Genomic DNA, 12,927 nt, shown 5'->3' on the forward strand with positions numbered 1-12,927 from the left:
TTCGTGAAAACTATCAAAAAGGTACTACCACTTGTCGCAGGTTTAGTCGTCTTTATCCCACTAAGCCATGCCCATTACCCTATTTTAAACTGCACGGTTGGAAACAACGAAAAAGCCCCTCATCAAGTACGATGCGAAGCTAGTTTTTCAAACCGAGCGAAGGCACCTAATGTCATTATGGAAGTTTACTCAGAAGATGACGAAGTCATCTCTGAAGGACACACAGATAACGATTCCATTTACACCTTCGATCGTCCTGAGGGCGTGTATTTTATTATTATGGATGCAGGCCCTGGCCACGTCTTAGAAATCTCCGACGAAGAAGTCGTTGAGATCTAACATATGACAACTTACTCCGAAAAAGTACGTGCGCGAGATGGCAAGCTTGAAGACAAGCTTGTGTTTGGATTTAGCGCGCTGACTTTGCTGATAGCAGCGATTTTACTGTATTCCTTATACGGCCATCCACAAGCTGATTTCACGGCTGTACCAAAACCTATTCGCGCTGCTCTAACCTCGTTAAGCAATGCAGGTGAAGAAATACAAATGGTTCGAGCAATTGAAGGGCGCATACCGAGTGTTGATGAACTTTCCGAACTCGGCATCCAACCATTTTCATCCACACACTTGGAATCGCTTATTCAATTTCACTGGGCGCAAGTAACGACGTGCTATGTTGGTCAAACTCAAATAAAGACTCACCGCTATTTCATCAAACTTGAGCTACCAAATGGCGCGGGCGAACCAAAAAGTCCTCTCTGGTATTACGATGAACAAAACAATCTTAGCAACGTTGACCTAAAGACCCTTTGTTTCGACACCACTATCCATTGGCACTCCGCGGCAACAATTAATAAGATTTACGAAAACAAACATGATCACTAGCCTTCTCACGCGCATAAAAACTATACGACCGATATTACGAATTGCTTTTCTAACATCGCTTCTGGTCACAAGTCATAATGTATCAGCCAAACTCAATATTGGTATTACTCTTCATCCTTATCATAGCTATGTGGCAAACATTGTTGGTGACCGAGCAAATGTAATACCTCTGATCGAAGCAGGGTTTAATCCACACGCCTACAAACTCTCACCTGCAGATTTAAATCGTTTAAAAAACATGGATGCAATCGTGGTGAACGGTATTGGCCATGACGAATTTGCAATGGAAGCGATTAGAAAACTGAAACTTCCAAAACTTTCGGTTATTGAAGCCAATGCAGCAGTGCCTCTCATTAGTAAACGAGGAGGAAAGGTACACAATCCTCACACATTTGTAGCCATCGACGCGGCGATTAGACAAATCTATACCATTGCGCGCGAACTTGGAGAGTTAGACCCAAACAATGCTAAGTTCTTCCTAAAAAATGCTTTCATCTACGCAAGACAGCTACGTGCGATTAAAAATAAGGCATTAGAAAGTATTAGCCAACTGGATATCGGTCTCATCCGTATTGCAAGCACACACGGAGCCTATGGTTATCTTCTTCAAGAATTTGGCATGACTGTCTCAGCTGTTGTTGAACCAGCGCATGGCCTATCACCTAGCGCATCGCAACTTCAAGACACGATTAATAAAATCAAAGCTGCTAACGTTCAAGTGCTTTTTACTGAACTAAATATGCCTAATCAATACGTGGACGTGATAGAAAAGGAAAGTGGAACGCGCATTTACCATTTTTCTCATATGACCTACGGCGAATACCGTGATGCTCTAGTGCTTGAGGACATGACACACAACCTTCTCACACTTGTTAAAGCCCTCTCTTACGCATCTGAGACTCTCAACAATGATTCGTAAACAGATAGCAGGCCCTAGCCTTAGACTTGAAAATGTCTTCTTTCAAGCAGGCAATCAAATACTACTCAATAACATCTCTGTCGAATTCAAGAACGGTAACTGGTTTGGCATTGCAGGGCCAAATGGCGGAGGTAAGAGCACGCTGATAAAAACGATTCTTGGGCTGAACAACCACCAAGGCAGCATCATCTTAGATTGGCCATCCAGCCCAGAACTATCAAATGCCGGAAACATAGGATACATACCGCAACTGCTTCCATTTGATGATAGCTTGCCCATCTCCGTTCGCGACTACTTGTTAATGAGCCTGTCTACCAAACCTGTTTGGTTCCGACGAGGTCTTCCTACTGATGTCGAAAACGCACTTGAACATATTCAATTAACAGACAGACTTGATCGTCGAATTGGTGATTTATCGGGCGGCGAAAGACAACGCTTAATGCTGGCAACCGCACTATTACAAAATCCTGGGCTACTCATTCTTGACGAGCCAATGACTGGACTTGATGAGCAAGGAAAAACAGAATCCATAAATATTCTAAAAAAGTTTAGAGCGGCTGGCGGCACGATACTAATGATCGAGCACGACTGGACACTTATTCGTGAGCATTGTGATCATTGCTTCTGGGTTGATAAAACAATTCGAGAAATCGATCCTAGAACCATTCAAGTTCAGCAAACTCCTTTTGATCAAGAAGGGGCAGTTTCTTGAATATCATTTATGGCCAATTTAATGATTGGGTGAACGCGGGCTTATTGCCAGATATGTTCGGCTATGAATTCCTTATAAACGCCCTGCTTGCCAGCATGATGATAGGCCCACTTCTAGGCTTACTTGGAACACTTGTTGTCGTAAAACGACTTGCGTTTTTATCTGAGGCTGTAGGTCATAGCGTACTAACCGGCGTTAGCATCGGCATATTACTGGGTGAACCAGTAGAGTCACCACTGATCAGTTTATTTAGTTTCTCTATTCTTTTCGCGCTGTTACTGCAGTGGATCAAAGGACGATCAAGCATTCCTTATGACGCTTTAATTGGCGTGTTCTTATCCTTTGCTCTCGCCTTAGGGGCAGCTCTGCTTTTGTATGTTGCAAAACACGTCAACGCTCACTTGATAGAACAAGTGATGTTTGGCTCCATTCTCGTCACTACGGTGAATGATTTAGTGATGTTGGTGATTATTTGTAGCATCGTTGCAGTGCTGGCTTATCACTATGGCAACCACGCTTATTTGGTCGCGATATCACCTGAAGTAGCACACAGCCAGCGCATCAACACACGCCTTCATGACTATGCATTTGTCATTATGATTGCCTTAATCACGGTTGCGTCTGTAAAGATTATCGGTGCAGTTTTAGTCGGCGCGCTTCTGCTTATACCTGCTGCAAGTGCGCGATTAATCGCATCAAACTTAAAACAGCTCTTAGTACTATCCGTACTATTTTCATCAACTGCGTCTGTGCTCGGTGTATTGATTCCCATGTACGGTGAATGGCCAGTTTCAGCTGGGCCGGCCATTACACTCTTTGCCTGTGCGTGGTTTTTGCTATCACTTCTCTATCGCCAAACGAAAATCGCCCGATAAAACTAGAGATCAAATAAACAACTAAGAATTGATAAATGAAAGGTAATTCAATGAAAGTGAGCTTTCTTTCCTACCGACTAATAGTCACGCTATCGAGCCTTATATTTATGAGTGCCTGCTCTACCCTCTCGGAAAAGAAGCATGTTAATGCTGACAACGCGCTACTTTCACAAACACCAAAAAAAGCGATCACAATCGCAAGCGCGATCCCCGTGCTCGACAGTATGGCGCGAGTGCTTGCCGAAAACTCGGTTTTTGAAACAGTCTACATTCCACCGGCACGCTATAGCATTAAGCGCATACCTGGCTGGTTGAAACGACAAGATAAGCAAACGTTCCCAGATGCAGTTATCGCACTTGGAATGACCTCTGTCTGGCCAAGTATCGACATATACCCCGCCATACGTCTTAAAAATATTGGCGTGATAGAAATTGACGCCGCACACGCACTTATCCCTAACGGGGAACGAGTCGCAGTAACGCCAAACAGTGATAATGTTGATTATTTTTGGCTGAATCCTGCCAATGCAATCATGATGCTAGGCATTATTCATCGAGACTTATTAGCAGTCTCAAAGCGCAAAATTATAGACCACGCTCTTCTCACCAAAACACTCGATCAATTAAATGCTAACTTTAACGAGATAAGCCAAGCTCTTCGCAAAGTACAACTAGAAATTGATAACAAGCTAAATCAAATAGAAGTGCTTCAAGTCGTTATCGACAAGCCCGAGCAAAAAGCTCTCGCGGATGCTATCGGCGTGCCTTTAACCACTCTTGATGACCCAATGATTGAAGACTTTCCCATCTTATTTATCACCACTAAAAAGCCAAACCATAAGTCGCTAAGAAAGCTACCTAAGTCAGCCCTTGTTTGGCATATAGACGCTATCGATAAGTTCAGTGAAAAAGGCTTGTTAGAGCGATATCAAGAACTTTATGACGGGCTTTAATACAGATTCAATTGCGCTTCTCGTTTGAAAAAAGCCTACAGCAGATACCGGCTTAGTGGCCGTTATAAAAAATAAATCAGTGCAATGTCGTTGTTGGACTAAACATCAAGGTAAACATATTGTGAGCATGAGCATAGGTTTCTTGATTGGTCTCGCTTAACTCTTGAACATGCTTACTGATGAACTTGCTCCACTCGTGATGCAAACGGTTACAAGCTTTCATTGTTTCGCAACGTGCCTGCTCAGACAGACAGCAATTACAGGAGTTCAACAAACGCTGAACAAAACGATATGCTCCAGCATACTGTACTGCTGCATCTTCAAAATCATACTGATGGCAGTGCGTATCAGCCATATTAAAATAGCTAATCAAAACACTTTTAATCACACATTCTGGCTCTGTCTGAATGCGATTTGGCAAATCGACCATCACGCAATTTAAGGATTTACTGTAATGCGCTAAGGCCATTGGATAATCCTCTTTCTTAAAGAATCGATTCCCAATTGTGATGTGCTCTTCCCAGTCGTTCATTCCTTTCCTTTTTATCTTTTCAAAAGTGAAGCAAAACATATTGTTTAATGCTGTTTACGAAGATTCTAATTACTTTTTCTTGACATGCAAATGATAATACGAATAATTCTCATACGTATTACAAATAATAATAGAACGACAAACTAGATATGCTCGAAGGGATGCCTACAGCACTAGTTTTAATCAAATTTTTATTCGATGGGACTTAAAAGTAAAAAGACTATGAACAAAAAAACGATAAGTATCGCTGTTGCGTTAGCGAGTATTTCACCTGATCTACTGTACGCAGAACAAACGAAAGACAATGCAACAAAACTGGAACAAACAGTTGTTACGGGCACGCATGCAAAAGAAGCGCACGACATAAAAATTGAACCAAGTTCAACCAGTAAATTAAATGTATCATTAGAAGATCTTCCGCGCTCCGTAGATATTATTAGCAATGACGAGTTTACCGAACGAGGCTCTCTCAACCTACAAGATACATTAAATTATACTTCTGGTGTTTTTGCGGGCCCGTTTGGCATCGACACCCGCCTCGACTCTTCACAAATTCGTGGCATCAAGCCTCAACAATTTGAGGACGGCTTTATAGCATTTGAAGGTTTTTACAACGCGCCTCGCGTTGAAATTTTCACCTATGAGAACATCGAAGTCGTTAAAGGACCATCTTCAACTTTATACGGCCAAGGCGCACTGGGCGGAATCATTAATGCCAACTCTAAGCTTCCAAAGGAAGATGCCCAAGGTGAGTTTGGCGTACAAATCGGTGAAAATAGTCGAGTACAAACCATGTTTGATTCTACTGGCGCGATCAATGAGGATGGAAGTTTACTATACCGCTTTGTTGCCTTAAATCGTGATGCCGACACGGAAGTCGAGTATGTTCAAGACGACGCACTTGTATTAATGCCATCCCTTACATGGAAACCTTCTGAAGACACTCAACTAACAATCTTAGCGAAACATCAAAAGCACGATACGGGCTCTACCTTGCAATTCATCCCTAGTTTGGATGCAACACCAGGATTTTACGCGCCAGCTCCACCTTTTCCGGCCCCGCCTTTACCGGCATTAACTGAGCTAGATATCGATACTAATACTTTTGTCGGCGAACCTGATTTCGATAAATATGAAACCGAGTCTAATTCTGTCTCTGCGATGTTTGAACACAATTTGAATGACATGCTCACATTGACGACCAACACACGATATTGGAAATCCGAGTCAACGTACCAATATACGCAAGCAATTGGTTACTCTTTTGCCCCGCCTTACCTGCCAGCACTAGTGCCCACTCTTCCGCCGCTAACCGCTCCAGGCGATGTATATAGACTCCACTACGCCTCTGAAAAAGAACTTGAGATCTTCGCAAATAATCTCGCGTTGAAAGCCAATGGTAACTGGCTTGGACTTGAGCACAATGCACAAATTGGTTTGGACTACGTCAAAGCAGACACCGTTGACGATCGCGCACGAGATCCAGTGCTCGAAGCGCTCTACCAAACCATTACAATGAACCCAAACGCAGTATTGCCGGGTGCTTTCTTGGCAGACTCGAAGATCAACCTATTAGATCCCCAGTATTCTGGCGCAACGACGATTCCAACGACAAGGGAATATCGTGACAGCTCCAATGAGCAGATCGGCCTCTATCTCGGAGACATCATGAGAGCGGGCAATGTGATCGCTTCAGTGAACGTGCGATATGATCGCGTCAAACAAAGCTTCGATCGTGTTGGCATCTATGGTGCTGCAGACTCAACGAGCTATAGCGATACCCTAGAAGACGTTAATACTGATTTTGCATTAATGTATCAATTCGAAAACGGTATCAGCCCTTACTATAGCTATGCTGAATCTTTTACTCCCAATGATGCTGACCAGAATGGCAACCTTGTTGATCCAAACGAAGGTAGCCAACATGAAATTGGTGTGAAGTTCTTATCTTCTGACAGCAACACCTTAGTGACAGCTGCAATATTCCAAATTGATGAAGACAACCGCGTCACCGATACAGATCCTGCGAACTTCAAAGTCATCGACGCTTCGTACGAAGGCGCTGAGCTTTCTGTTCAGCATCAAATTGAAGACATCCATATCCAAAGCTCTTATACCTATTTGGATACTGAGCAAAAGCAGACAGGTGCTAGCAAACTAAAAGTACCGAGTGTCGCAGATGAGATGGCAAATACATGGATCTCGTATATTCCTAGCGGCGGCGTACTAAATGGCTTCCGAGCAGGTATTGGAGCTCGCTATATTGGTAACACAGTGAGTGATACCAACATATATGAAACAGCAGGATATACCCTATATGACGCTATGCTTGGGTACCGTTTTGCTGACGTGGATCTTCAATTGAATGTATCCAACCTAACTGATAAAGAGTATATTGTTGGTGTGTCGGACCAAGATCTTGGCGCGTCAAGCTATAAAGGCCCTGAACGCTATGCTAGCTTAACGGCTAAATATCTATTCTAAGGTAATAGCTATTCTCAATTAGAAAGCGCCAATCGGCGCTTTTTTCGTCTTGACCAAGTGAAAATCTAAGGCAGCCTCAAGGCTACCCTACTCCATTTCACGTCTTCTTTGTTGGGTAAAATGCTGTCTTGATTATCGATACGCAGTGCAATCTCAAAACCTAGAATTTGCGCTTCTTCGCAAAGCGTACTCACACAGGTTGGATAAACATGCGTACCTAAGCCCGCTGGGCCATTACGGAGAGATATGGCGCAAATAGCACCTGTATTCATCAGCGCTTTAAAGCGCTTGATCGCAGCAAGGCGCTGCTTTGGACAAAGGTGATGCCAAACGCCATCCACCAAAATAAAATCGAATTTATATGCAGGGTTTTCGAGAGAGGGTAAATTAGGAAGCGCATCATTTATCCACTCAATATCAAGTGCATGAAAATGCGCCTTCGCAATATCAACGAACTCTTTTAAGGGCTCTACGGCAACCGCGTGATAACCGAGATTCGCAAACGCTGCTGCGTTCTGACCAACACCCGCTCCTACATCTAATACGCTTGCAGGAAGTGGTGGCAGAAGCTTGAAGAAATCACTGTTAATCTCTTCAAAAGATAAACCTAGGCTTACTGATGCAAAACGCTCGACTGCTTTTTCATACCCCGTTGTGCCGATAACCATTGGCGCTCCCACTTTTATATTAACCAAGCAAATGCTCAAAGTACGCTTAGGAGGCCGCTTGCACCTTCGCGATATACTTGAGCCAGCTTTCGACACTTTTTACCTGCGCGTGATCGCTCGGCATCTCGGCAAAGGCTTGTTTTGCTTTATCGAACTCGTGACGATTTACATAGGAAATCGCCAACATATACTGCAGATAATTATCGGAATGCTTCTTCAACCACGGCTTCAACAATACTTCTACCGCCGCCCACTCTTGCGATTCAAAATAGATCTGAACAAGCTTATTCACATACTTAACTTTCGGTGCGCGCTTAAGTAATTCTTCAAACACTAAAGCGGCTTGCTCATATTCTTTTGCTTCAGAAAACAAAGCTCCCTCTAGTTGAAGGTTAGTAACAGAGCTATCGAGGATTTTCTTGTTCCGCGCTTCTTGAATCGCAACAGCTGCTTTGTAAGGCATACCATCTTGATTCATCAACTGAGCCAACCGCTTATAATCTTTTTCATGCTGCTCAAGCCCATGCTGATGAGGCAAACGCGTACTATCCAAGGCACCTTTATGATCGCCCAGCTGCATATAGAAGCTTGCCAAACGACGCCATTCTTCTGCCTTATCACCATAATGATTCACTAAACGACGCTGCGCCTTAACCGCTTCTTTCCAATGCTCTTGATACACCTGCGCCGCTACGAGCATGCGATACCAGTCAATTGGCGCCCTCTCTCGTTTTGAGAGTGCGGTTTGCAAAGGCGGAACCATCGCCGCCCAATCTTCGGTCGCCATAAAGGCTTGAGCCAGCATGACATAGTCTGTCGCACGTGCTTTTTGTGTATTGCTCGCTATCCAACTTTGTAGTTTTGTCTGACACGCACGCCATTCTTCAATGCCGCAATGCAGTTGTGCGATACCATGCAACAAGCTTTGCTGACTATTATCGTCAAGCACCTTCGCTTCATAAGCCTTTGTTAGATAGGCAAGTGCCGTTGGATAATCGTCTTCATGTACCGCAACTTGCCCCAAGGTTTGGCGAACAATGGCTTTAGCAAAGTCGCTGCGTAGCTCTTCTTCCATTATCAGAAGTTGTGCCTTCGCTTCAATCCACGCATCCTCTTCAATCAGTTTCTGCACCGCTTGTAACTTTTTATACGCATAAGGGGACAAAGAATTTGCATAAGAAAAACTCACGAAACTAAATAAAGAGCAAATAAGAATAAATCTAAACATACGCATTACTTCGGAATTTGAAACACATAGGTTTTACGTGCTTTAAAAGGCGTATAGGTACCACCGATTTCCATACGCTGAAACTTCGATCGACGTAGCGACCGCGCGACAGCCTTTTCAAACACGCCTTCTGGCGTCGCTTCAACGAAGGTAATTGAGTCTTCTCTCACTTTACCATCAGCCCCAACGACAAACTCTGCTGTCACAGAGCCTTCTATTTTCTTACGCAAGGCGCGCGAAGGATATTGCGGAGCGATGTCTTTTGTCGCGACTAGATTCGATTGAAACGGAATATCAACGGACACGGAGTTCGCATTGGGCGCCTCCATACTAATACCAGAGAGATTAAGCGACATATCGACGTTTACGTTCAGCGTAATTTTAGGCACGGCGATATCTATAGGCGTTGGCTCGATGGCCAAGTCATTTTTAGGCATTGGCCGATTAAGCATTGGCTCAACGGGAGGCTGCTCTATCAATTCAGGCTCGTCTGGTTTGGCGCGTTCTCGCAGTTGAAGGTCACTATCTTGCTCAACAAACAAAAAGCTCAAATCGACAGACTGAGCCGCCACTTGCTCTTGCTTAAAATCTGGCGACGAAACACCCGACAAAATACTAAAAATGATGGTTGAGGCGACTAATGCCAAAGGCATCAAGAACGCATAACGCGCATAACGACTTTCGAGGGACAATACCGACACGGACGCTGCCACCTACTTCGACTTCGTTGCGACGGTATACGGCACACCGGCCTGACGGATTTGGTCGATCAAAGCAACTAAGCTACCTGTGCTTGACGCCTCATCCGCTTGCACAACCACACTGACATCAGCTTGTTCGGTTTTCATACGCTCAAGCGCTGGACGGATCATACGCACATCCACCACCTTGCGGTCTAACCAAATTTCCTCACGATCCGACAAGGCAATCAAAACAGCGGTTTTAGTTTGCGTATCACTAGTGGACGCAACAGGGCGCTTGATCTCGATACCCGATTCACGAACGAAAGAGGTAGAAACAATAAAAAAGATCAGCATGATAAACACGATGTCGAGCATCGGTGTCATATTCACTTCTGCCTCTTCTTGCTGCTCTCCAATGAGTATTCGTTGATGCATTCTGTATTCCTAATTTAAACGGCATGTTAGCCATTCACTGAAAGTGCTTGTTTTTGCTTCTGCAAAAAACGGGTCTCAGCGGTAACGACACGCTGTAAGCGACCATGAAAAATCAAACCAATTACCGCAACCGCCATCCCCGTCATCGTAGGGAAGGTTGCACTTGCTACACCAGACGCCATCAAACGTGGATTTGCCGTACCATAAACCGCCAAGCTATCAAACAGCTGAATCATGCCGGTAACCGTGCCAAGTAGTCCAAGTAAAGGGCATAAACCAATAATGGTTTTAAGCAAGGACATAGAACTATTCAGCTCGATCTGTGCATCGCAGATTTTGCTTAACACCAGACGCCAGTTCTGCTGCTCGTCTATAGAAGCACATAAACTGCGTTTTACACCACGGTATGCGGTAAACACAAATAGAAAGCGCTCGGCCAGAATCATTAACATCAAAAAGGTCATGCCAAGAATGGCGTATAGCACCCATCCACCAGACTGAAAAAAGAAGCCTAGCTCTAAGATCCATTCATCAATGCTTAGTAGCATCGCTTGCCTCTCGCTTTATGCTGCTTTTGAATCTGTTTGGTTCAGAGAACCAAGAGCGCCAAAACTCTTCTGCTGAAGAATCTGAACAATACGGCGACTGCGCGAAGTTAATACGCTGTGTGCGAACAAAATAGGCACAGCGACCACCAAACCAAGCACGGTCGTCATCAAGGCTTGCGAAATACCAGAAGCCATTAGTTTTGGATCACTCGTTCCGAACACTGAAATACTTTGGAAGGTTGCGATCATACCTACAACCGTACCAAGCAGCCCCAATAATGGCGCAACGGCGGCAAGTAATTTCAAAAAGCTTTGGCCTTGTTCGAGGTTTGCTAATTCTGCCATCACTGCTTCATCAACTTTTAGCTCAAGCGCGTCATTATCATTCTCTACATCGGCAGATTTAACTGCATGCAATACGCGACCTAGGGGGTTGTCCTGTCGTAGGTCTTGAGACTGTAATTGTTTGCGTACGCCTAACTCAGCCTTAAGCAATTTCAATAGCTGGTATAGGCCTATCAATAAACCAATCAAGCCAAGCGCAATAATGATGTAGCCAATGTTCCCGCCTTGTGCAATACGCTCTTGAAGCGTTGGCTCGCGGTCAAGCAATGCAAACAATTCGCCGCGCGTTGGATCAATTAACAGTGTGGTAGGGATTGCAGTATCCAATTGCGGAATCTGCGAAAACGTCTCTGAAGGTTGGGTCGGTAGTTCGCTCAATTGTTGCTTGCTAAGATCCCAAGCTAGGTAATTACCTCGCTCATCCATCGCACTAAAGGTACCGATACGAAGCACTTGCTTAGGGGAAGTTTTTCCATCCAATGCAACAACGGGAAGATCTAATAATTCAATCTTCCCTGATTCAACAATTTCACTTTCAAAACTACTGAATAAGGCTTGTAGCTCAAGAAGGGTTGGCACCTTACTGGTCTCGGCAAAACGCAATGCTGTAATACGATCAGGAAATTGTGCACTGGTCATCGAATCTTCAAGGCTAGGAATTAAATCCAGCGCGCTTTCTTTCGCAACACCAAATACTTCGCCAAGTGTGCCGCTCGCTAAATCGAGTTTTTCTTGAAGAGTTGCGATGTCGTCTTCGTTCTTATCAAACAAGGCTTTCAAACGTTGCTTTTCTTTTTCTTCCTCAGCAATTTCCTGATTTGTTTGGCGAAGCAAACGCTTCTGCTCAGCCAAAGCAAGTTTCGATACACGCTCACGCTCAGCATTTTCTTTTGCGTCGTTCTTCACAATCGACTTTGCGAGCGCAATAAAATCTACATTTTGCGAATCTTCGGCCAGGCTTTTTTGGGCAAAAAACAGACCTGCATTCACGATTAACAGAAGACCAAGTACTTTGCCTAAAGTAAATTGTTTCATGTCAGCCCCCTACTTCGCTGCTGTGACAAGTGGTAAAGCTAACAACTCTGGAACACGTTGCTGCAAAGCAATCTGCATCGCCTTACTTAAATTAAGGTTTTCACCTCGATCTAATTGCGCCCAACGCTGTTCAGCTGGGAGCCACAACGCCCCTTCAGAGCCATCACGTGTCTGATAGTAAAGCGAGGTACGCCCAATTCGCAGATAACTAACTTGCACCTGTTCCTCTGAACCGATCAAATCTGCGGTATAAGTTTCGATGGTGCGGCCGTATGCAACTTCGTTCTCATACGCTTCAAGAATTTGGCGATATTTTTCAGCGATACTAATATCGGCGCGGTCAACTAATGCGAAAAGTGAATCCAATTCAGCCTTACGCTGCGCTAGTTTGAAAGGAAGATCTTCCTGCACTAGCTCTTTTAGTCGATCGACCATCACAACAAGCAACGGCAGCATGGCTTGTTCAGTTTCGGAAATAGAATCAATCTGCTGCTGCAGTTCTACCTTTTCCTTTTCCTGCGCCTGAATCAAGCGACGCATTTGAATATTGTAGGCTTTAACAAGATTGAGTTGACGCTCGGCTGCTAGAACTTCATCTACTGTTTGACGCGTCTTTTCAGAGAGC

15 protein-coding genes are annotated in these 12,927 nt (G+C 44.3%); 7 read left to right on the plus strand and 8 right to left on the minus strand.

The features are described from left to right. Positions 1 to 3: 3 nt before the first annotated feature. From A3739_RS09420 to A3739_RS09445, 6 genes are read left to right on the plus strand one after another with little or no spacing between them, the layout of a single operon-like run. A complete protein-coding gene (locus tag A3739_RS09420) occupies positions 4 to 339 on the plus strand; it encodes a hypothetical protein (RefSeq protein WP_068479939.1) in 336 nt (111 codons plus the stop codon). Between the two features lie 3 nt (positions 340 to 342). Further along, positions 343 to 885 (plus strand): hypothetical protein, encoded by a 543-nt coding sequence (locus tag A3739_RS09425; protein ID WP_068500414.1) that lies wholly within the window; start codon positions 343 to 345, stop codon positions 883 to 885. Next, a complete protein-coding gene (locus A3739_RS09430) occupies positions 875 to 1,804 on the plus strand; it encodes a metal ABC transporter solute-binding protein, Zn/Mn family (protein ID WP_068479937.1) in 930 nt (309 codons plus the stop codon). Before A3739_RS09425 ends, A3739_RS09430 begins: the two co-directional genes overlap by 11 nt. Beyond that, positions 1,794 to 2,516 carry a metal ABC transporter ATP-binding protein gene (locus tag A3739_RS09435; protein ID WP_068501129.1) on the plus strand — a complete coding sequence of 241 codons (723 nt, stop codon included), beginning with the start codon at positions 1,794 to 1,796 and terminating at the stop codon, positions 2,514 to 2,516. Before A3739_RS09430 ends, A3739_RS09435 begins: the two co-directional genes overlap by 11 nt. Further along, positions 2,513 to 3,391, plus strand: coding sequence for a metal ABC transporter permease (locus tag A3739_RS09440; protein ID WP_068479934.1), 879 nt, complete (start codon positions 2,513 to 2,515; stop codon positions 3,389 to 3,391). Before A3739_RS09435 ends, A3739_RS09440 begins: the two co-directional genes overlap by 4 nt. A 35-nt stretch (positions 3,392 to 3,426) precedes the next feature. Continuing rightward, complete coding sequence (locus tag A3739_RS09445) at positions 3,427 to 4,344, plus strand: hypothetical protein (RefSeq protein WP_068501131.1); 918 nt, start codon at positions 3,427 to 3,429, stop codon at positions 4,342 to 4,344. A 76-nt stretch (positions 4,345 to 4,420) separates the two neighbouring features. Here A3739_RS09445 and A3739_RS09450 read toward each other — a convergent pair whose 3' ends face one another. Next, the gene (locus A3739_RS09450) at positions 4,421 to 4,876 is read right to left on the minus strand and encodes a hypothetical protein (RefSeq protein WP_068501133.1); all 456 of its coding nucleotides are present in this window, start codon (positions 4,874 to 4,876) and stop codon (positions 4,421 to 4,423) included. 222 nt (positions 4,877 to 5,098) lie between these two features. On the opposite strand from A3739_RS09450, the gene A3739_RS09455 reads away from it, so the two are divergent. Further along, entirely contained in the window at positions 5,099 to 7,360 is a 2,262-nt protein-coding gene (locus A3739_RS09455) for a TonB-dependent siderophore receptor (protein WP_068501135.1), read from the plus strand. A 65-nt stretch (positions 7,361 to 7,425) separates the two neighbouring features. On the opposite strand, the gene A3739_RS09460 is transcribed toward A3739_RS09455, so the two are convergent. The 7 genes from A3739_RS09460 to A3739_RS09490 form a co-directional block, all read right to left on the minus strand. Next, complete coding sequence (locus tag A3739_RS09460; RefSeq protein WP_068501137.1) at positions 7,426 to 8,028, minus strand: bifunctional 2-polyprenyl-6-hydroxyphenol methylase/3-demethylubiquinol 3-O-methyltransferase UbiG; 603 nt, start codon at positions 8,026 to 8,028, stop codon at positions 7,426 to 7,428. Positions 8,029 to 8,074: 46 nt separating this feature from the next. Then, on the minus strand, positions 8,075 to 9,256 hold the full coding sequence (locus tag A3739_RS09465) for a hypothetical protein (RefSeq protein ID WP_156502512.1): 1,182 nt from the start codon (positions 9,254 to 9,256) through the stop codon (positions 8,075 to 8,077). Between the two features lie 5 nt (positions 9,257 to 9,261). After that, positions 9,262 to 9,957, minus strand: a complete 696-nt coding sequence (locus tag A3739_RS09470; RefSeq protein ID WP_068501144.1) for an energy transducer TonB — start codon at positions 9,955 to 9,957, stop codon at positions 9,262 to 9,264. A 12-nt stretch (positions 9,958 to 9,969) separates the two neighbouring features. Beyond that, the gene (locus A3739_RS09475) at positions 9,970 to 10,374 is read right to left on the minus strand and encodes a biopolymer transporter ExbD (protein ID WP_068501147.1); all 405 of its coding nucleotides are present in this window, start codon (positions 10,372 to 10,374) and stop codon (positions 9,970 to 9,972) included. A 26-nt stretch (positions 10,375 to 10,400) separates the two neighbouring features. Then, a complete protein-coding gene (locus tag A3739_RS09480) occupies positions 10,401 to 10,922 on the minus strand; it encodes a MotA/TolQ/ExbB proton channel family protein (protein WP_068501149.1) in 522 nt (173 codons plus the stop codon). 15 nt (positions 10,923 to 10,937) lie between these two features. Then, positions 10,938 to 12,302, minus strand: a complete 1,365-nt coding sequence (locus tag A3739_RS09485; RefSeq protein ID WP_068501151.1) for a MotA/TolQ/ExbB proton channel family protein — start codon at positions 12,300 to 12,302, stop codon at positions 10,938 to 10,940. A 9-nt stretch (positions 12,303 to 12,311) separates the two neighbouring features. Beyond that, positions 12,312 to 12,927, minus strand: a 616-nt coding sequence (locus A3739_RS09490; protein WP_068501155.1) for a DUF3450 domain-containing protein, incomplete at its 5' end; no start/stop codon positions are given.

It is taken from the genome of Oleiphilus sp. HI0067 (assembly GCF_001635735.1).

Bases quoted from the DNA above. Each gene is read 5' to 3' on its own strand.
- A3739_RS09425 (WP_068500414.1), top strand. From the start codon at position 343: ATGACAACTTACTCCGAAAAAGTACGTGCGCGAGATGGCAAGCTTGAA.
- A3739_RS09430 (WP_068479937.1), top strand. From the start codon at position 875: ATGATCACTAGCCTTCTCACGCGCATAAAAACTATACGACCGATATTA.
- A3739_RS09435 (WP_068501129.1), top strand. From the start codon at position 1,794: ATGATTCGTAAACAGATAGCAGGCCCTAGCCTTAGACTTGAAAATGTC.
- A3739_RS09445 (WP_068501131.1), top strand. From the start codon at position 3,427: ATGAAAGGTAATTCAATGAAAGTGAGCTTTCTTTCCTACCGACTAATA.
- A3739_RS09450 (WP_068501133.1), bottom strand. From the start codon at position 4,876: ATGAACGACTGGGAAGAGCACATCACAATTGGGAATCGATTCTTTAAG.
- A3739_RS09455 (WP_068501135.1), top strand. From the start codon at position 5,099: ATGAACAAAAAAACGATAAGTATCGCTGTTGCGTTAGCGAGTATTTCA.
- A3739_RS09460 (WP_068501137.1), bottom strand. From the start codon at position 8,028: ATGGTTATCGGCACAACGGGGTATGAAAAAGCAGTCGAGCGTTTTGCA.
- A3739_RS09465 (WP_156502512.1), bottom strand. From the start codon at position 9,256: ATGTTTAGATTTATTCTTATTTGCTCTTTATTTAGTTTCGTGAGTTTT.
- A3739_RS09475 (WP_068501147.1), bottom strand. From the start codon at position 10,374: ATGCATCAACGAATACTCATTGGAGAGCAGCAAGAAGAGGCAGAAGTG.
- A3739_RS09480 (WP_068501149.1), bottom strand. From the start codon at position 10,922: ATGCTACTAAGCATTGATGAATGGATCTTAGAGCTAGGCTTCTTTTTT.
- A3739_RS09485 (WP_068501151.1), bottom strand. From the start codon at position 12,302: ATGAAACAATTTACTTTAGGCAAAGTACTTGGTCTTCTGTTAATCGTG.